Below are 19,022 nucleotides of genomic sequence, written 5' to 3' on the forward strand. Positions count from 1 at the left end.
CTGTTCACCAGCCCGGCGGTTCGGGCAGTTCCGCTACTCGACGCCCTTGCACTCGGACGCGTTCGGTAGTGCTGGCAGCTTGGTGCCACGTGGACGTTTAGCTGGTGTTGGCAGCGTAGACATCTCGTCCTGTCCACTGGCGTGCGTGATGCGCGCTGCGCCTACGCACAGGGTGAGCTGAAGGGCGGCCCACAGCTATGGACGAGCTTGTTTCTCCAGGTAGTTCATGACCACTTGGTGCGCCCGCCACCCGTCCGGGAACTTCGGTGGTACGTCGAGGTAGACCGGGCTGCTGCGGGGATGCCGGTCCAGGAGGTCGGTGATGCCGGCGCGGGCCACGACGATGCAGGCGAAGCGGTGGCGGGAGAGCAGGACGCACAGGCGACCCGTCTCCAGATGGAAGGCGGAGGCATCCTGACGGCCGGAGAGCGGGTGCCAGACCAGTGTGACGTCGAACTCGCGGCCCTGGAGACGGTTGGCGGTGTCCACGGTGATGTCCGTGAGACCCCGCTTCTCCAGTCGCGACCGTACCGAGTCCGCCTGGATCGTACGGGCGGCTCCGATCGCGATGCGGGACTCGATGAGCGGCTCTCCGTTCACCAGCGCCCCTCGCTCCAGCAACCGGGCCGCCGTTTCTGCCAGTGCTTCGGCCACCTCGGGGTCATCGTCGAGAGTGTGCCGGGCGGGAAGCTCCAGCAGACCCCAGCCCGACCCGGCCGCGCAGGCGAGGACGGCGTCCGACGGTGTTGCACGGTGAGGTGCGGTGCCGTAGGTGAGGACGCGGTCAGCCGCCTTGGTACCGGAGATGAAGGAGTAGAAGGGATAGAACGCCTTCTGCACGAGAGGGGCTGCCATCTCCGGCAGCCGCCAGGAGACCGGGAGCTTGTGTCGCAGCAGGTCCGAGTTGTGCGCCAGCGCCACGTCGACGGCGTTGCGCAGCGGGTCCCAGGTCAGTCCCTGCCAGCGGTCGGTGTCCACTGTGGCGAAGGGATCCAGCTGCCCGGGATCGCCGACGAAGAGGACTTGTGAGTCCTTTTCGGAGAACAGCGGTGCCGTCGCCAGCAGCGCGTCCGACCGCATCTGGTAGGCCTCGTCCACGATGGCCCAGCGCCATGGAGCACACTTCTCAGGTTTGACGTACGACCATTTTTTGGCAGTGGAGACCACGACCGCCAGCTCGCGGAGGGCGTCTGCCTCATTACTGCCCCGTACATTCGCGTGTCGGCTCACGCGCTCGGGAAGACGGAAGCCGTTCGCGTGCAGGCGCCCGAGGGGAAGAGCAGGGTACTCCCGGGCGATGTTGTCGACCAGGTCGTCGACCTGTTCGTTGGTCTGCGCGACGATCATCACCTGATGGCCGGCCGATGTCAGGTGGCCGGTGGCGCGCTTGACCAGCGTGGACTTTCCCGCGCCTGGTGGAGAGTCCACCACGATGCCGCGTCCGGTGGTCGAGTCCAGGCCGGACAGCACGTCGGCGACCGCCCGGTCGGCGAGGGCGCCGGGTGACGTGCCGCTGTCGGGTTCCGGAGTGGCTGTCATTCCCAGACCTCTTCCGCGTCCTCGTCGGTGGGTTCGTACGGCTGTGGCGGACCGCCGTGGGTCCAGGGGGTGTCCTCCTCAGCCGGGAGCGAGGACGGCATGTTCTTGGGATCGATCGACGTGAAGGTGATCGTCTCGCCGAGGTCGGCCATGGTCCCCTCAGGCGCGGGCGGCTTGCGCTTGTTGCCGAAGCCGCCGTTCAGCTGGATCAGCACGGCGGACCCGGCTCCGTCGGGAAGGACGTCTAGAATCTCGGTCCTCTGCCTCGGTCTTGCCGGGGACTTGACCGCCGTCCCCACCGCCATGGACACGGGAATTTCGCAGTGCACGGTGATCGTCGGGCGCCACAGCGGGGATCCGGGCCGCGCCCCGGGGATGGTGCGCTCTTCCTCCCGGGCCGTGACCACGCCCGTGAACGCCTCGCCCGTCAGTTCGTACTCCGCCATCACCAGCGGATCGTCATACGCGCGCTCGGCGTCGTACCGCTCCTGGGCCTCCTCCATACGGGCGAGGCGGCGGGCCGCCCCCACCGCGTGGTCGCGGCGGGCCTGTGGGCGCCCGTCGTCGTCCAGATAGGTCGCGTACTCGCCGAACAGACGCCGGTCGTATGCCCGCCGTTCGGCGACGTGGCCCCCGGCGGGAAGCTCGCGCAACAGGCGGACGCCGTGCCACATCAGCTGCCAGGTCGGCAGCATCTGGGCGTGCAGCTCGCGGTCGATGGTGCGAGCGGCGGCGTCCCGCCCCCGCTCTCCGGTTGCGCCGTCGTACTTCGTGATCAGTTCGTCGAGCGTGCGGTCGAAGACCGGGTCGGTCGCCGGCCCGGCGGGCGGCCACGCCGCGGGGTCTTCGCGCTCGCGGGCGGTCTCGGCCCCGGTGCGTCCGGCGGGGGGATCGATCCAGCCGAGCAGGGACGCCAGGTTCGCGTTCTCGGTGGGGCTCTGCCCGGTGGCCCAGTGGGCAGAGAGGGACCGCGTCATGGCCTGGAGCAGGGCGGAATCCGGGAACTCGGCCCGGTCGGCGAACCAGGTCAGCCACTTTCCGAGCAGGGGTACGGATGGGGAGACGGCATGCGGACCGTCTGTCACGCGCAGCCGGGTCAGACGGCCCAGCAGCCGGACGTACGTGATCCCCCCAGCGTTCGGGACGAGGAGCTGGGGTGCGCGCAGGGGTCGCTCCCGTTCCTCCTTGTCCTTGCCGCGCCCGACCGTGTACGGCTCTTTCGGCGCGGCGCGGCATTCCTCGAAGTAGGGCAGGAGGAGGTCCGCGAGGCTCTCGACGAAGCCGAAGCGCTCGGTTCGGTCGTGGGGGCGGCGAACCGTCAGAAGCACCGGGTGGTCGGGATCCGTCCCGGCGAGAGCTGCGAGTGGCGCGCAGGCCTCGCCGGCGAGGGTGAGCGGGATGAGGACGAACGGGGTGTCGTCCACATGCTCGTGGCGCACGGTCGTCAGCCGCTCGGCGTATTCCGACGTGGATGCCCGCAGGGCGGCCACCGTGGCGATGACGCTCACGCGGTCGCACCTCCACGCAGTCGACGGAGTCGTTCGGCGGCCCGCAGCCGGATGATGACCGCCTCCTCGGCGGGGCCCGGGGCGCTGGTGCCGTCGAGGAGGCGGAGGGCGGTCCGGGTGGAGTCGATGCCGGGAAGACTGTTGCGCACCACTCCACCCAGTCGGGCCGGGGAGGCGCAGTCAGTGGCCTCGTCCCGGCAGTAGCGGGACATCTCGCAGAACGAGAGGCAGTCGGGGGTGAAGCTGGCGTCCAGCTCCCGCATCGTGGCGTCGATCTCGGCCTTCGGCCGTTCGGTGTCGAGCGTCGCGTCGGGAGAGAGGGCCTGGGCCAGGTCTTCGGCCCGGCGCAGGCGCGATAACTGGAACCGCAGGGCGTCGAGTTCCTGGCGGAGGTCGATCAGCTTCCCGTAGGGCCGGTTGGAGAAGTCCTTCGGGCAGATGAGAAGGAACCTGTGGGCGATCGCCTTGGGATCGAGGCCGAGTTCGGTGAAGGTCTGCCGCAGGGCGAGGACGCTGACCGCCGCCTGTTTCGTGGTTTGGGCGACCGCCGAGGGGTTCGCCTGGCCGTCGATGGCCGGGAAGGAGCGGATCTCCACCACGTAGAACCGTCCGCCGGTGCGGTGGCTGAGGGCTTGCGGTATCACGTGGGCGGTCTGACCGGCGACCTCCAGAGTCAGGACGGGGCGGTCCAGGATCAGCCGCTCGTCGGCGCCGGCCGCCAGGCGGTTCAGAAGCCGCCGACTCTCGCCCGCCCGCACCGCGAGCGAAGCGTCGCCGCCCACCTCGGTCAGATCGGCTACCGCGGCTTCCTCGACGGGGACGTCGAGTTGCTCCCGGAGCAGGCGAATGAGCTCCGCGTAGCCGCCCCATTTGACCAGGGCCTCGAAGCTCTGCTCGCGCCGGATCGCGAAGGGGGACTGGCCGAAACGCGGCTCATGGCCCAGGCGTTGGGCGAGCAACGCCTTGTCCACGCCCGCTGCGTCGAGTACGGCGCGGCGGGAGCAGGCCGGGTTGGCCGTGAGGGCGGTGATCTTGCGTGCCGTGTACTCCTGCGGAGGTCGCGGTCCGCGCAGGACGGCGAGTCTTCCCGGAGAGGGGGCAGAAGGGCGCTGCGGAGGCATCTTCTCTTCTTACGCGGAATTCTGTGGCGGCACCGGAGGAATCCGGTAGTCGGTCAGATGGTGAAGCCGGCTGAACCGCGCAGGGCATCGTGCAGGGGCGGGGCCCCGAAGAGCTGCTGTACTTCTGCGAGTTGGCCGCGTGCGCGGTCGGCGGTCGTGCGACGCAGGGAGTAGTCCGCCTCCTGGTGCACTGCGGCCTCCGTGCGTGCTGCGGAGATCACGCGTTCGGGGTCGATTTCCTCGTCGTCGTACGCGCCGGGGATGTTGAGCGCGAAACGGCGCAACAGTTGGCGGGCTGCGCCGGAGGGCGCGTGTCCGGCGACGTCGAGCCGCAGGATCTGCTCGGCGGTGCCGATGGCGTGGACAAGGAAGTCGGCACGCGGGCTCAGTGGGCCGACGATGCGCTGCTCCAGGGGCCAGACGGATACGGCGAGGAGACCGCGGGCGGGCGTGAGCCGGTCGTGGGTGAGGGCGGCACAGATGTAGTAGGGGCGGGCGTAGCCCTGTGCGGTGAAGGACCTTTCCTCGTCCCGGCGGAGGGAGGCGAGTTTCGTCGCGACCAGCGGCTCGGTGAAGAAGGCCTGGTATACGGATGAGATCAGCTTGGGCGACGCGGGAGCGCCGAGCAGGGTGAGTGCCTGGTGCACCTGCTCGCGGACCGGCACGGCGCCGTGGGTGGACTGCTTCCCGTGGGCCTGGAGCCGGAACGAGGATGCGGTCCCGGCGGTGGTGGCAGGTGCCGGGGTCCCGACGGGTGAGGAAGGAGCCGCGGCAGGTGGCGCGGCCCCCTCCGCCTCCTCGGCGTCGAGGGCTCGCTCCCACGCGGCCTCCGCCTCGCGCAGTTCGGCGCGGATGCGGGCGGTGGCCGCGTTGTCGCGGGCGCGTCGAGCCTCTCGCAGGAGGGCGCGCAGGCGCGACAGGCGTTCCTCGAGCTCCTCCAGCGATGCGGTCATGGGCGCACTGTATCGTCGATCCCTTTGATTTCCAAGGTTCTCCAAAGAGTTCCAAAGTTGTGCGCTACGCTCGGCGGCACGGCCTCGGGGTTCACGACGGCCGGCCTAACTCCGTGCTTCGGCCGGGAGGGGGAACGACATGACGTGCGACGTGCCGTGGCGTGTGCCGCAGTGGATGACGGGGGACGAGGGGCCGGTCCGGATCGGGCCGGGCACAGGAGGGGGAGCGGACGAGCCGCACGTCTGCCCGGCCCGCGACGCGGCGAAGGCCCGGCCAGGACTTCGGGCGCGGGTGCCGTCGCAGCTTCCCCGGGAAGAGCACGAGACCTTCACGCTCGGTCCCGTGTGCGCGGCACTGGACCGGATCGAGTTCGGCGGCGCCACGGTGGACGAGGCGCTCGAAGCCCTGTCCGGCCACCGGCCTGCTCTGCACGAGGGGCACCGGACCTACGTGGAGCACGCGGTGCGGCAGTACACGAGCCAGGGGCCGGACGCCTTCGTGCCCGTCCAGCCGTACTGGGCGGTGCGCAAGGACAATGGTCGGCGCTGGGAGCTCTACGCATGGTGGCGCCGCTACCAGTCGGCCGACGGCACGGTGCGCGAGTACCGGCGGCTGAGACACGGGGACGCCCGTGCGTCGAGCCGGGGTGAGATCGCGGTCGCCGCGTACACCGCGGCGTTCGGAGCCGACGCGGCGTGGCCGCGCCGCTGGAACCAGGAGTTCGTGATCCACGGCTCTCCCGGGCCCGTCGCGAGGGTCAGGATCATCGAGATCGGCCTGGGCGACGGATCGCGGACCGTTCAGTTCGACGGAACTGCGGAGGAGGCCAAGGCGTACTACGAGGCGCACGGCGGCCCCCACGTGAGGAATGTGGTCAGGGGCGGTCCGGAGCGCCCCGGGGCGGCCTGCTTCGACTGCAAGCAGTTCACCGGGTGTGAGGCGGTGCCCCGGTCTCCGGGGGTACTGGCACTGCCCTCCCGCCGGTTACCGCTGCGGAAGGTGTCCATCAGCGACCTCAGGTACCACGCCGCCTGCCCTGCGCAGTCCCTGCTGCGCTCCCTGCACCTGCCGAAAACAGGCGAGTACAGCGACGCGGCCAAGCTCGGCCAGGCCGTGCACGGTTGGGTCGAGGCGCTCCACCGCCGCACCGGCCCCATTCCCTGCACGCGCGGCGACATGCCCCCGCCGGGGGAGAACTGGACCGCCGGCCGGTGGAGGGTCCCGGACGAGGAGGCGGAGACGGGCCGCGCCATGCTCCTGCAGCATGTGGACTCGTGCCCCTTCCAGCTCCCCGAGGCCATCGAGCGGGTCGAATGCGAACCGACCCGGGTGTTTCACGACACGGCGGCCCAGGCGCTGGTCGTGGCCAAACCCGACCTGCTCTACAGGGAGGACGGTTCCTGGGTATGGCGGGAGCTCAAGACCACCCGCACTCCTGCCCGCATCGGCAAGGATCCGTTGGACGCGTATCCGCAGCTCGCCCTGGCCGTCGTCCTGCTTGCCCAGGGGGAGCTGGGCGGTGACCCCTCCGGATCGAGGGTGGAACTGGAGGTCCTCCGTCCCGATGGATCCGACCCCCACGTCATCGACCCGATGGACGCGGAGCGCCTGGCCAAGGCGCGAGCGGTGCTCCGACGGTACGCCGGCCCCTGGCGCGAGGGCCGTGCGTGGGAGGCACGGCCGGGCGGGCACTGCCACCAGTGCCCGGTCTCGCGGTGGTGCCCGAGCGCCCGAGCCCCTGCCGACGCGGAGGAGAAGGCATGATCACCCAGACCCCACCGAACTCCGGGGCAGCCCGATCCCGCCTGGTCTCCCGACCGTCCGCGGGCTCGGACGAACCCCTGCTCCGGGAGATCGCCAGTGCGCTGGTCCGTCTGTCCCGGCAGCGCGGCGTGCCCCACCCGATCTATCCGGCCCAGGTCCAGAACGCCTACAACCGACTCGTCCTGCACTGCCTGCGACACGGAGTCGAACCGCCGGGCAGCATTCCCGAGATGGTGCGCTGGGCCTGCGAACGACCGCTGACGGGCTGGCCGCTGGACCTGCCTCCCGAAGCCCGTGGGGCCGCCGGCACGCTCGTGGATCCCCAGACGAGACTGCCGCACCAGCTCTGCCTCGAGTGGGAGGTGGATGCGGCGGACCCCGCCGCGGAGATCTTCGAGAACCAGCGCATCCTGGAGGCACTCACCGTATGCCGGGCAGCAGGCGATCCTGCGGCGTACACCGCCTTCCGGTCCCTGCTGACCACCCGGCCCGTACTCACCGGCGCGGAGCTCGCCCTGCTCGGTGGGGACCCGGAGTGCGGACTCCTGCTCCACCACGTCATCAGACAGTGCTACGAACCCGTCCCTGCGACCTATCGACGCGACGGCGGGTACCAGCAGTGCGGACGCTGCCGCTGCCTGATGGTGCCACTGCCCGGCGGAGGTCACCGCTGCGAGCTGGACCGCTGCCGCCGTGACGCCACCGCGGCTGTCCCCGTTCCAGTACGTCCCGACCGCAGCGGGCTCCACCAGCTCAGCCGCCCCCTGCGGATGTTCGTCACCAGTCCGGGCCTGGCAGAGAACGACATCGGGTCAACCCTCAAGAGACGCTTCGGCATCGACGCCGAGATGTGGCCCCAGTTCGACGCGTACGACTTGCGCGTCCCGCTGCCGGGAGGCCGGTACTGGGCCGTGGACGTCAAGGACCGGGTGAACCCGGTTTTGCTCGCACGCACACTCACCCGCTTCCGGGCCGACCCGCCCTTCGACCGAGCCTTCCTGGTCGTGCCCCGCTATCGATTCCGCGAGAACGAGGCGTACGGACGACAGTTCCGCCGAAATCTTCCCGAAGATCTGGCAGGGAACATCACCCTGCTCGACGACCGGACCTTCCTGCGTCTCGTGGCCGAGCAGATCGCCGACCGGACGGAAGCCGCCGGATCCCCTCGCCGCCAAGGAGACCACCATGCGTGATCGCAGCAGCTGGCACCGTCGTTGCTCCTGCCAGCTCACCGATGTATGGCCGGATGACCTCGGTGCGTTCCGGGTCGCCGATCTCCTCGACGTCGAACTGGGCCTCTATCTGCTGCAGAGCGTGGCGCCCACGCGCGCCGCACTCGACGTGTGGCCCCTCCTCGGCGGATACCCCCACAGCGAAGCGCTCGGGGACGTCCGCTCCGACGAACAGCGGCTGCGCATCCTGCGCGCCCGCCACCACCTGTGGGTCCTCAGACGCGGACACGCTTGGTCTGAAGCGCTGGAGTCGTACCTACGCGTGCCGCAGCAGCTGCGCGGATACGACCTCGAAAGCGTCGACGCGGTCCCGCGTCAACGCGTACCCGCCCGGGCAGCGCGTCGTTTCGAGGTGTTCGAAGAGCTGCTCACCACAGGACCCGAGTTCGCGACCCGCCGTGTTCCGCTCGCTGGGTCGGGCGAGCACACCTTCCGGGCCCAGGACCGGCTCCACTCGGTCGAGATCACCGACGACCTGCTGCTCGGCGCCCTCCCCAGGTCGCACGCCCTCGACGCGGCACCCGCCGGGCGCGGGGAACCCGTGGACGTGACCTGGGAAGAACTCGAGTCGGCGGCCGCAGCCATGGACGCGAAGGAGGGGGTCATCGGCGGCTCCCGAAGCGGATGGCGCGGTCGACTGAGCCGTGTCCGGTTACTCGTCCGGGACGAGGCCCTCGGTCGGTTCACGCGGGGCGAGCGCCTCAGGATCGACCACCTGCTCCACCTGGTCGGCATGGTCGGTGCGGGCAAGTCGACCCTCCGCGACATCCTCACCTACCACCTGGTCACTCGGACGTCGCGCCGTGTCACCCTGGTCGTCGGCGACGTCGCCGAAACCCTGGCCGTCGTGGAGCTGTTCAAGCGGCTCGGGGTAGCGGCGGCACCCATCCTCGGCCACTCCACGCGAGAGCGGAACATCGGACGTCTGCACCGCCGCACCGCGGTGGCGGGCGCCGACACCATGCTGGGACACGACCACCCCGGCTTCGCATACCTGAGCAGTGCCTGCCCCGTGGACGTGCTGCGCGGCATGGAGGCACGCAGGCCCCTCGGCATCAGGGAAGCCCCGTGCCTCGGGCTGTACCCCGCTGTGGACCAGGAAGAGACCCCGGACGATCCACTGGTCGAAGCGGAGAACCCGGCCGGCCGAAGGTCGCGCCCCAAGCCCCAGCGGAAGCTGTGCCCGCTGTGGAACCGCTGTCCGAGACATCGCGGCGCCCGGGACCTCGTCGATGCCCGCGTCTGGGTTGCGACCCCCGCCGGGCTGGTGCACAGCTCCGTGCCCCAGCACCAGCACGACGAGCAGATCCGTTACCTGGAACTCGCCTGCCGACTCAGCGACCTGATCATCGTCGACGAGGCGGACCGCGTGCAGATGCAACTCGACACCGTGTTCGCCCCGGCCAGCACCCTCGTCGGCACCTACCCGAACTCATGGTTCGACGAGGTCGCCGTCCACAAGTTCCAGCAGATGGCCCGAGACGGGCGGCTCCAGCTGTCCGAACGCGACGTCGACGACTGGACGAACGCCGTCAACACCGTGAGCGCCGCCACTGACCGGCTCTATTCGCTCCTGGTCAAGGACGGGGAGCTGCGGCAGTGGATCAGCGTCGACTACTTCAGCGCGTTCACCCTGCACAACTTGCTAATCGACAGCTGGTTCCCCGGACGGGACGCGGGCGACCAACCACCGCCCGCAGCACGACTGCTGGACGAGGCGTTGCTGCGTTTCCGGGATGACCCCCTGCACGAGCACGAGAGCACTGGTGACGGCGACCAGGTGACCCCCTTGGCCAACACCTTCGTCCACCTGGCCCTCGAACTGCTCCACGCCCCCCAGGGCGCCCGCACCCGGGAACGGCTCCGCTCCACCCTCACGGCTGTCGTGGGCCACGACTCCGGAGTCCACGACCGGATCGACGTACAGGCCCGACGCTTCGAGTTCACCCTGCTCCTCGCCGCGCTCCACAGCCGACTCGACTTTATGACCATCCTGTGGCCGCGCGTCGAGGCCGCACTCCACCTCGAGAATGCGTCGAACGTCCTCTCCCGCAGACCTCCGAAGGACTACGAGGCGGTCATCCCCGAATCCCCGATGGGCAACGTCCTCGGCTTCCAGTTTCGCCTCACGGACTCGGAGCGGGACGGTGACCGCAGCGGTGAGCTGCGCTTCTTCCACTGCAACGGTGTGGGGCGCGAACTCCTCATGCGAATGGGCGACCTGTGTCGGGTGGACAGGCGACCCGCCCCCCACGTTCTGCTCATGTCCGCGACCAGCTGGGCCGGCACCTCCAGCCGGTACCACCTGCACGCCGATGTGGGAGCCGTGCTTCGCCCGCGGGATGAGGAGGTCGAGGCCGTCCTCGGCACCGAGTTCCGCAAGGAGTTCCTCCACTGGCCGGGCAGCGAAGGGCCGCGGCCCCTGCGGCTGTCGGGCTGCCCCCCGAAGGAGCGGCCCCAGGCGCTCGTCGAGATGCTCCGGCAGCTCGCGGTCCCCGACCGCAGCCTGCCCGGCGCATCGAGCATGCTCGACACCGAGCTGGACGAGATCCCTGACCAGGATCGGCGCCGCATCCTGCTCCTCGTCGGCAGCTACGACGAGGCGCGGCGAGCGGCCGAGTACCTCAACGGGATCCCCGAGTGGAACGGCCGTGTCGTCCAGCTCGTCTCGGACGACGCGGACGCCGACACCGCCTGGGCCCGGCTTCCGGAGGACCCCGCGGTGCACACCCTCACCCGGGGCGACGTGCACTCCTTCGCGAAGATCGGCGGCGAACTCCTGGTCGCGCCGCTGCTCGCGGTGGAACGAGGGCACAACATCGTGCTGAGCACGGGCAAGGCGGCGATCGGCAGCGTCTACTTCCTCGCCCGCCCCCACCCGCGGCCCGACGACATCGCCCTCGCCATCCAGTCGATCAATGATTGGGCGGTACGCCAGCTCCGGGACACCGGAAGGGTCTTCACACAGGCGACGCTCGCGGCTGCCACGCCGCACCAGGCCGCCATCGGGTTCCGTAGTCGCGCCCGCCGCCAGTGGAACCGGTACCTCACCCGCCGAATGGCCTGGTCCAGCCTCCGGGACGACGAGAAGGTCGCCTTCACCTGGGACCAGCTGGTCGTGATGTGGCAGGTGATCGGCCGCCTCGTACGTGGCGGTGTGCCTGCCAGGGTGGCCTTCGTGGACGCCGCCTTCTCACCCCGCGAGGCGGGATTCGAGGCTGTCGACACCCCGGACACCAGCCTGCTGGCGAGCATGCGCGCCGTGCTGGCCCCCTACTTCGACGAGCCCGGCATCGTCGCACAAGGTGCCGAAGCTCCGCCGGAACCCTCTCCGATCGACAAGTCGCTCGTCCGCGAGCTGTACGAGCCGCTCTACCGCGCCCTCGTCGACATGGGCTGAGACCGCGGCTGCCCATCCGCACCCCGAACCTGTTCACGCACCTTCCTCCGATCAGGAGACTCACAAGATGGCGTACCAGCACGTACGGACCGCCTCGTACATGCCTGACCCGGCACAGGGGCCTTTCCCCGTCCTACGGCACACCCTCTCGCTGCCCGCTCACTGGGAGGAGCCGCTCGGCCAGCTGCGTGACCATGGCCGGCCGGAAGGCCGGTGGCACGGCCCACGCCGCATCCCCACCCGGGAGATCAACCAGCTGATCCGCACCACCGCCCCGGACGTCGTCACCGTGGCGTCCAACGCCACCTTCGGAACGGACTCCCCCTGGCTCTACTGCACCGAGCCGTTTCCCACCCCGGTGACCAACCTCTACGCCGCCACTTGGCTCAGAAACCTCCCCCGCCATCCCGATGATCCGGACGCACGGCGTCTGCTCGCGGAGTGCTTCCGCGAGCTGGACACCGGAAGCCTGACCTGGCGCGCAGACACCATCGACCTGCTCGAACAACAGCCTTCTCCCGGTGGCACCGCCAAGCCCACCCGTCTGGTGTACCGACTGCTCCCCGACGAACTGGCCGCACGCATCGCACGTCAGGGTGCCTACGAGCACGGAGGTCGGCAACTCACCTTCCACCAGGTCGCCGGCGCCGGCGGCGGGTACGACGCCGGAAGCAGCAGCGCGGAACTGATGTCGTGGCCGCCGATCGAATACCGACCCGCGGGTAGGGGCGGCGAGCGCAAGCCGTCGTACTACGCGGCCACCCTCCGCGTCGGCGTGCGCACCGTCCCGTTCTCGCCGGTTCCTCGGATTCACCTCAGCGCGGGAATCCGCCGGTTCGTCACCGGAAAGGTCTGGATGCCCTTCCGCAAGGGGGTCTCGGTCTACCTACTGCCAGAGATCTCGCTCGTGCCGGACGCACCGGTGTCCCGGCGACTCTCGGTTGCCATGCTGCAGTGGCGCAACGGGACCACGGATTGGAGGCAGGGCGGCCCCAGTGGCATGCTCGCCGCCGTCGCCGCGCTCGACGGGCTCCCGTCGGTGGATCGACTGGTCAAGGAGGCCGACCACTGGATCGGGGACGGGAAGGACAGCATCAGGCTGGCGGTCGGCCACCAGGCCGCCATGGGCAGACACCCCATCGGGACCGGACTGATGCCCAGCGAACGCCGCCGTCTCATCGAGTGGGCCGAGCAAGCGCTGGCCCCCGAGTTCGTCCCCGCCCCGAAGCTCCAGCGCAGCCGGTACGGTCGCCCGCCTGTCAGACAGCTCACGAAGCGGCCCTCCATGCCAAAGAACGCCACCACCGAAGAGCTCGCCGCCCTCCTGGAACGGACGGAACGGACCGCGGCGGACAACGCACGGGTGCGGCGTGCGGCGCTCGCCGCGACGCTGGACGGCACCGATCTCGTCGGCTTCCTGGTTCACCAGACCGACAACCAGCGGGACAGGCTCGTCGCCACCGCCGAGAGCGCGCTCGGACTCACAGAGTTTCGGCGTGAACGAGGACCGGAGACATGGGTGTGGGAGGCCGAGGAGCTCACCGTGCGGCTCCGCGCCCACCCGCTGGGCGAGCTGGGATCCCCGCTCGGAGCGGAGGACCGGCCGCCGCGCGCGGGACAGGAACACGAACAGGCCATCCGTGAGCGGCGCGGACGGGTCGCCGAGGCGATGACCCGCCTGAGGGAGCAGGTGCCCGGGGCTCGGATCGCCCTTGTCGAGCTGGAAGGAAGCGAAGCGTTCCAAGGTCCCGCGAGGCGTACCGACCCCAAGTACGCGATCCGGCTCGGGTGCGCGGACGCAGGCTTGGTCACCCAGTTCATCCGCCCCCTGGACACCGCAATGGACACGGCTGACGCCGAGAAGGACGCTGCCCTGCGGGCCGAAGCGGCCTGGGCGGACGGCCTTCGTCAGACCGGGATGCGCCTGGTGCCCCAGCACACTCTCGGCGATCGCATCCCTTCCGGTCTGAACCAGGTGGCCTTCCATCTGGTCGAGCGCCGGGTCGACGGTCCCACGGGCAGGGCACAGTTCACCCCGATCGCCGTGCTGCTCCGGCCGGACGCACCATGTGTCCTCGGACGGACCGCGGACACCTCGGAGTGGATGCCCTACCCGGACCTGCTCCGGATCCTGACCGGACGAGTGCGGGGGAATGACCTGAGGACCTCGGCGCAGCAGTCGGCAGTCACGGCTGCCTTCATCAGGAGGACCCTGGCGAGTCTGCGCGGCACGCCGACCTTGGTCCTGTCCCACGCACAAGACGTGCGCAAGCGCTGGCCGTGGCTCACCAACGGCGGGCTCGAGGTGGATCGGATCGGCCTCGACGGGGGCCCCGCGCAGCGAATCGGTCTCTATGGCAAGCACCTCCGGGTCGTCAGGGTCGCTGACAGCGGCCGTGACGAGACGCCCCAGTGGTGGGCGGAACGGGAGGAGCGCGAGGAAGAGCTGGCCGGGCAACAGCGGGGCGGCTTCGGCATGGGACTGTGGGTGCCCGACGAGCCCGGAGCCCCCAGCCGCGTCTTCTACAGCACGGCGGACAAGGCGAGCACACAGACGAAGTTGACGAACGACGACGCGAAGCTGACCCCTCACGTCAACCCCGCCGGCCGGAGCGCCCACCGGCCGACGGTGAACGCGTGGAACCCCGAGCTACTGGAGCTCACCCTGGCCTGCCTTCAGCCCGGCGACGACCCCGAGGCATGGGCCGCGTTCGTCCACCAACAGCGCATTTGCAAGGACGACTACCGGGACGTGCTCGGCCTGCCGCTCGCTCTCCACCTCGCACGGCTCGCGGACGAGTACGCGCTGCCGCACGACGAGGAGGAGGCGGTGGACCCGACGGCGGGGCCGGTCGTAGGGACCGGCGTCGAAGACGGCCCAGGGCAGCTCGCATTCGACCTCGACACCGATGAGGACCAGGCGCATGGGAACGCGTGACACGAAGGCGGCCGCGCGGGCCGTCGGGTTCGCCGACCGCATCTTCGATCAGGAGGAAATGCGGGACGCGAACGCCGTACCGGAGCCGGAGGGCGGTGAAGCGACGGCCGCAGCCGTCGAGCACCTGGGCAAACGGTTCGCGACACTGCCCGGGATGGTTCGCCACGCCTTCGGCCGGACCCGGGACCACGCGGGCAACCTTTCGAGTGATCCACTGCAGGGTCTGTCCGAGATCGTGCAGAACTCGGAGGATCTCGGCGCCTCAGAAGTGCGCATCCTCACCAGGGAGCGAGACCTTCTCGTTGCCCATAACGGTGCCCCGGTGCGGTTGCCGGACGTAGTGGCCCTGGCCATGCCGTGGCTGTCCAGCAAGGCGGACGAAGCCGAATCCACAGGGCGGTTCGGCATCGGGCTGATGACGCTGCAGTCGCTTTCTCCCCATCTGGAAGTGCACAGCGGCCACTACCGGGTGCGCATCGGCGATCCCTATGTCTCCGTCGCCGGACCGCTCGTCGTACCGGACTGGTTCGCGGACGACGCCTGGACCGTGCTCCGCGTTCCCTTTGCACCCGGTGCACTCGACGCGGAGAGCGTCGACGGGTGGCTCGCTGCCTGGACCTCCGGCGCGCTGCTCTTCCTCGACCACGTATCCGACGTCACGCACCTGGATACGCAGGGCGGCGTCCGGCACCGGCTCGCTCTATCCCGGGAGCCCGGACCCGGCTTCGAGGCCGAGGTCGGCGGTGGACCGGCAGAGGTGGGGACCCACCTCGCCCGTGCGGCCACTGGGACTCGATGGCTGGTGTGCCGTACCACTGTGCCCAGTCCCTCGGGCATCGACAGGGCGCACAAGGCTGCCGGACCCACCACGACTCTCGCCGTCGCCCTCCCGCTCGGACACGGCGGTCCCGGACGGATCCACGTCGGTCTGCCGGTTCAGGAGATCGGGCCGGCCCTCTGGACGAGTGCGCAGTTCGACCCGCTCGCCAGCCGGCAGGCGCTCGACGAAACCCCGTGGAACCGTGCGCTCGTTCCATTGGTGGCCGATCTGTGGACGGCAGCCGTTCTGCGGCAGTTCCGGCAGGATCCGGTGAACGCCTGGAGTGCTGTTCCCCTGCCGGATCACGTCCGTGACGGGCGCAATCCGGATGCTGCGATGGAACAGCGGTTGCTCGACCACGCCCGGCGTCTGGTGTCCGCGAAGCTGCTCCTGGAGGTCCCGGGGGAGGGTCTCCTCGATCTCGAATCGCTTGCCGTGGAGGACGAAGAACTCGAAGGCGCCGTGACCGAGGAGGAGGTCGCCCGTCTGGCTGATGTGCCCGCCGCGCTGCCCGGAGCGATGCGAGACCCGGACGGCAAGTGGCGGGAGGTGCTGTCGGATTGGGAGGAGAACGGTGTCGGCGCACCGGCCCGGGTCGAGGTGTACGACACGCTGGACCTCCTTGGCGACGGGAGTCGATCACCACGAGCGACGGTCCGACTGGTCGCGCGAGTCATCGAAGCGGGTTGGAGCGGCCTCCTGTCGTCACGTGATTGGCTCGTGGACAGTTCCGGTACGCGGTACGGCATGTGCGGCTCTGTACTCGTGCTGTTCGCCGCCACTCCTCGTGGGCTGGGATTCGAACTGGGGCTCACCCGTGAGATCCACCCGGACTTTCTGGCCGACACCGACGACGCGCGGTCGGTCCGGGAATGGCTCGGCAAGCAAGGGGTACTGCTCAACGACGACGACCCGGCAGCGGTGATTCAGCGTCTCGCAGACTTCGGGGGTGCGCGAGGTGGAGCTGGGCTTGTCCTCACGGATGAGCAGCTCGTGGCGCTGCGGGACGGTTTCGCACACGTACCGGAGAGCCGCCGTGAGCTGTGGGGCAGGAAGGTCGGGCTGGCAGTCCGGCTCCAAGGCCACCGTTACACCACCGATGGAGCGCGGGAGGACGTGGAGATCGCACCCGCCCGGGCCTATCTTCCGTCCGGGCTGGATAGCGCCGAGCACGACGAGAGCTTCGCCTTCGCCGCCGGCTCGACTTCCGGCCCGGCATGGCTGCGATCGCGTTACGCCAAGGTGTTGCAAGGCGGCAGCATCGGAGCCCTGAGGTTTCTCCGGTTGCTTGGCGCCGAGACGGCTCCCCGGCCGCGCAGTCATCCTGGACAGCACTCGCGGTTCGAACGAGGCGCCAGAGGACTTCCCTCGGTCTTCGCCTCGGGTTCGAAGGCGCGCACGAAAGCGCTGGAGGCTCTTCGCGCGACCTACACCCTCAACGATTACGACTGCCCCGAACTGTATGCGGTGGCAACCGATATCGCGAAAGACGACGACTCTGCACGTCGCCGACGCAGGGCGGCCGCGCTTCTCCACGTACTCGGCCGTTCATGGAGTCGCTTCTCCGAACATGCCGAGGTCGGTGCGGCTTTCGACTACCACACATGGCACGACCGAGGGCGGACGGCTGCCCTATGGCTCTGGCAACTGCGCGAGGTGGCCTGGCTGGACGACTGGAACGGCACTCCGTCCAGCCCCTTCCGGCTCCGTACCCGCACCGCGGGCACCGTGGCCGTCTACGGGGACGGGGACGCCCAATTCCTGCATCCGGACATCCAGGAGCAGGCACGTCGGCGTACCGAGGTACTCCGAGCCCTGGACGTCGTCGGAGACGCCCGTACCCGCGATCTCGTCGAGTGCCTGCGGCGGCTCCGTCGTGAGGAGAAGGACGGGGCTGAACGAAACGCCCCCGCCGCACTGATCGTCTACGAGGCCCTAGCCGAGCGCGCCACCGGAAGGGGGACTTCGGGCGGATCGGGAGAGATGCCGTTCAGCGAAGTCCTTCGTGCCTTCTCAACAGACGAAGGGCTGGTCCTCACGAACTCCGGCTGGCGGCGCCCGGGCGAGTGCCTCCTCGGCGAGCCACTGTTCGGAGCGTCACGAGCGTTCGCTCCTGTGTTCACCGGTGGCGAGGCGTTCTGGACGCGGCTCGGGGCGCGTCGGCCGACCGTCGACGACGCTGTGAAGGTGATCAGGGAGTTGGCGCAGCAGGACAGGAGGGAGCGGCGGAACGTTCCGGAGGGAACCACTCAATCGGTAGTCCTGGAGACCCTGAAGATGCTCCGTCGCCCCTCTTCCGTCCGGTCGGAGGAGCTGACAGCCGGGCGGCTGGGAAGACTTCCTCTGGTCACGAGCAAGGGATGGCTGAGCAAGCGGCCTGTGTACGCGGTCGAGGACCCCATGGTCGCCGAGGGCTTGGGCCGTGACCACGCCGTGTGGCGGCCGGGAGCAGAGCTGGAGCAGTTCCGTCCACTGGCCGGGGCCCTGCGCCTCACGTGGATCGGGGTGGAGCAACTCAGTGTGCACAGCTCCGTTGTCGCTTCGCACGATCCGGACGCGACGGAACTGGTTCGCGCGGCTGTCACCCATCTGCGCGAGGACCTGCAACGCAACGCCCCGGAGGTGGCCCGTGGCCTGGACGGCTCCTGGGACGGACTCGCGACACTCACGGTGAGCGTGGCACCGGACCTGACCTGCCGGGTGGAACTGTCCGGTACTCCGGTGGAAGTATCCGTCGACGCCGGTGTCGACTGGGCTTCCAGCACCCTGTACGTCCGTGACCTGTCAGCGGTGAACCGGCCCTCTGCGGGCGGTGCTTCGATCGCCGCCAAGTTCCCTGGACACCGCAGGGCGGCGGCCCTCGCCTGGACCGCCGCGTGTGACCGGGCGGAGCGGGGCCGCACTGCCGTGGACCTGAGCCTCGCGGAGGATCAGGTCCGCCGTGAACAGGAAGCCGCCGTCGCCGAACGCGATCGTCGGCTCATGGAGATGCGGGAAGAGGCGGACCGACGCGGCCGGACGAGCGGACGGGAAGGGCGTCCGGTTGCGGGAGCCCCGTCGACGATCAGTGGCCGGGCGCCCGCACTACCCGCGGTCCCGCACGGCCGCGGCCCCTCCGTCCCGGCCGTGCGGCCCCCCGCTTCGTTCCGCCGACTGGTGGATCCCGCGACCCTCCGTCTCGTCGTGGACCGGGGAAACCTCACGGCACCGCAATCCGGGGCCGGGCCCGCGACGGGCACCGCCCCGAAGAAGGGCCCGGCCGGCCTGCCCCAGCCCCGGTCCGGCTCGGCCGTCCCCCAGCAGCGCACCGCCGCACGTCCCTATACGGCCGTGGAGCAGGAGAAGGCGGCACTGGACCTCGTACGCCGGGCTCTGGCGCTGGACGAGACCGAGCTGCGTGACCTGAGGGCTCAGCACGGTTTGGGGGCGGACGCAGTGGACGAGCTGGCCCGGTTCTACGAACTCAAGACGTACGGCGGTGCCGAGCCGGACACGATCCAGCTCACCCCTGCGGAGTTCCAGCGGGCGATCGAAAGCGACGATTTCTTCCTTGTGGTCGTCTCCGGCTTGGAGGCCGGAGCCGCACCGGTCACCGTACGGATCATCCTGGAGCCGTTGAAGCACCTGCCCTACCGTCCGAGCAGCAACGTACTCGTCTCCGGCATCCGGGGCGCGCAGAGCCTTGTCTACCCGTTCGAGAGCACGGAGTAATCCTCGGCCGTGACTGCCATGAGAATGATGACAGC

Annotated in this window: 9 protein-coding genes; 5 read left to right on the forward strand and 4 right to left on the reverse strand. The window is 69.8% G+C overall.

Annotated elements, in window-relative coordinates; all coding sequences use genetic code 11:
• Positions 1–195: 195 nt before the first annotated feature.
• The 4 genes from ACH4K1_RS22030 to ACH4K1_RS22045 are packed head-to-tail and all read right to left on the reverse strand — an operon-like array spanning position 196 to position 5,121.
• Positions 196–1,539, reverse strand: a complete 1,344-nt coding sequence (locus ACH4K1_RS22030) for an AAA family ATPase (RefSeq protein ID WP_398090966.1) — start codon at positions 1,537–1,539, stop codon at positions 196–198.
• Positions 1,536–3,047: a hypothetical protein gene (locus tag ACH4K1_RS22035; RefSeq protein ID WP_398090967.1), complete on the reverse strand. Its 1,512-nt coding sequence runs from the start codon at positions 3,045–3,047 to the stop codon at positions 1,536–1,538. Before ACH4K1_RS22035 ends, ACH4K1_RS22030 begins: the two co-directional genes overlap by 4 nt.
• On the reverse strand, positions 3,044–4,168 hold the full coding sequence (locus ACH4K1_RS22040; RefSeq protein WP_398090968.1) for a hypothetical protein: 1,125 nt from the start codon (positions 4,166–4,168) through the stop codon (positions 3,044–3,046). The genes ACH4K1_RS22035 and ACH4K1_RS22040 overlap by 4 nt, the downstream gene beginning before the upstream one ends.
• A gap of 53 nt (positions 4,169–4,221) precedes the next feature.
• Positions 4,222–5,121, reverse strand: a complete 900-nt coding sequence (locus ACH4K1_RS22045; RefSeq protein ID WP_398090969.1) for a hypothetical protein — start codon at positions 5,119–5,121, stop codon at positions 4,222–4,224.
• A 139-nt stretch (positions 5,122–5,260) separates the two neighbouring features.
• Between ACH4K1_RS22045 and ACH4K1_RS22050 the strand changes: the two genes are divergently transcribed.
• The 5 genes from ACH4K1_RS22050 (at position 5,261) to ACH4K1_RS22070 (ending at position 18,987) form a co-directional block, all read left to right on the forward strand.
• Positions 5,261–6,886: a PD-(D/E)XK nuclease family protein gene (locus ACH4K1_RS22050; protein ID WP_398090970.1), complete on the forward strand. Its 1,626-nt coding sequence runs from the start codon at positions 5,261–5,263 to the stop codon at positions 6,884–6,886.
• Positions 6,883–8,079 carry a hypothetical protein gene (locus ACH4K1_RS22055; RefSeq protein ID WP_398090971.1) on the forward strand — a complete coding sequence of 399 codons (1,197 nt, stop codon included), beginning with the start codon at positions 6,883–6,885 and terminating at the stop codon, positions 8,077–8,079. The genes ACH4K1_RS22050 and ACH4K1_RS22055 overlap by 4 nt, the downstream gene beginning before the upstream one ends.
• On the forward strand, positions 8,072–11,518 hold the full coding sequence (locus tag ACH4K1_RS22060) for a signal recognition particle (protein WP_398090972.1): 3,447 nt from the start codon (positions 8,072–8,074) through the stop codon (positions 11,516–11,518). The genes ACH4K1_RS22055 and ACH4K1_RS22060 overlap by 8 nt, the downstream gene beginning before the upstream one ends.
• A 67-nt stretch (positions 11,519–11,585) precedes the next feature.
• Positions 11,586–14,456, forward strand: coding sequence for a pPIWI_RE module domain-containing protein (locus ACH4K1_RS22065; RefSeq protein WP_398090973.1), 2,871 nt, complete (start codon positions 11,586–11,588; stop codon positions 14,454–14,456).
• Positions 14,443–18,987: a sacsin N-terminal ATP-binding-like domain-containing protein gene (locus ACH4K1_RS22070; protein WP_398090974.1), complete on the forward strand. Its 4,545-nt coding sequence runs from the start codon at positions 14,443–14,445 to the stop codon at positions 18,985–18,987. Before ACH4K1_RS22065 ends, ACH4K1_RS22070 begins: the two co-directional genes overlap by 14 nt.
• The last annotated feature ends 35 nt before the right edge of the window (positions 18,988–19,022 follow it).

This window comes from Streptomyces sp. NPDC017448 (assembly GCF_044330565.1).
GTDB lineage: Bacteria > Actinomycetota > Actinomycetes > Streptomycetales > Streptomycetaceae > Streptomyces.